This window comes from Microvirga sp. 2MCAF35, from assembly GCF_052115545.1.
Classification (GTDB): domain Bacteria; phylum Pseudomonadota; class Alphaproteobacteria; order Rhizobiales; family Beijerinckiaceae; genus Microvirga.
On sequence record NZ_JBFRGW010000098.1, the window covers coordinates 1 to 1221 of the forward strand.

Annotated in this window: 1 protein-coding gene; it reads right to left on the reverse strand. The window is 60.9% G+C overall.

What is annotated here, in order from left to right:
- Window positions 1-19: 19 nt before the first annotated feature.
- Complete coding sequence (locus AB4097_RS21470) at window positions 20-841, reverse strand: IS5 family transposase (protein ID WP_442043327.1); 822 nt, start codon at window positions 839-841, stop codon at window positions 20-22.
- Window positions 842-1221: the final 380 nt, after the last annotated feature.

Below are 1221 nucleotides of genomic sequence, written 5' to 3' on the forward strand. Positions count from 1 at the left end.
AGTGCCCGTTTGAGAATTGCTACGGGTGAGCGATGCGGCGGAGCATGAGGCTGCTCATGGCCACTCCGATCATGGCGTCCGAGACGTCGCAGCGCTCCTCATAGTCGCGCACCAGCCGGCGCCAGCGCATCATCCAACCGAACGTTCTTTCAACCACCCATCTGCGCGGCAGCGGCTGAAAGTCCTGCTGGTCGGGCAGCTTGCGCACGATCTCGATCACGAAATCCCGGTAAGCCGCCTCGCTCATCAGACGTCCACGGTCATAGGCTCCATCGGCAAACAGGTGCTTGAGAAAGGGCCAGCGCTGGCGCACCGCCTTGATGATCTGCTCCGCGCCTTGGGCATCCTGCACATCGGCCGTCGTGAGGTTGACCATGAGCAGGCGTCCGTCCGTGTCGACCGCAATGTGCCGCTTGCGACCCTTGATCTTCTTGGCCGCGTCATAGCCGCCTCCGCCCGGCGCTGACGGGGCTTTGACGGTTTGGCTGTCGATCACGCCAGCCGTTGGGCTCGCCTCCCGACCAGCCTGCTCGCGGTCGAGCATGAGGGCGACATCGTGCAGGGTCTGGAACAGCAGGCGCCGGACAAAGCGTCGGAACCACCAATACACGGTTTGCCACGGCCCGAACTCATGCGGCAGCATGCGCCAGCCGCAGCCGGTCCGGGCCAGGTAGCGAATGCCATTGAGGATCTCGCGCAGGTTCACCTTGGGCTTGCGGCCACGCCGGGCCGGCTGGGGCAGGATCGGCCTGATCCGCTCCCATTCCTCATCCGTCAGGTCGGTCGGGTAGCGCCGCCGCTCAAAGGCCTTCTGGCGCTCGCGATGTTCTTTGGTCCACATCCGCCTCATGTGGGCTTGAGACTACCCCAATCCGACCCCGTGCGACATTCTCAAACGGGCACTAAGCAATTTTATTTGCGAGGCTCGCCAAAGGTTTGAAGCTGACCGAAGCAGATTTCTGGGTTTGAGCATGTAGGCATTAACTGTAAGATCGTGCGTGCATTCCGGAGACAAGCCATTTAGATCGGCCCATAGAGCGAAATCCCTCTCACTTGGAATAGCTGGAAAAGACTCTAGGCTCAGGACCTATTAATTTGGTCTGAGGAGTGATTCAGTGCCTCTGCGATGGAGGTGCTGATGGGTGATCTGTTTCTTCTGAGCGAGCGCCAGATGGCGCGGATCTCACCGTATTTCCCATTGGCTCATGGCGTGCCGCGGGT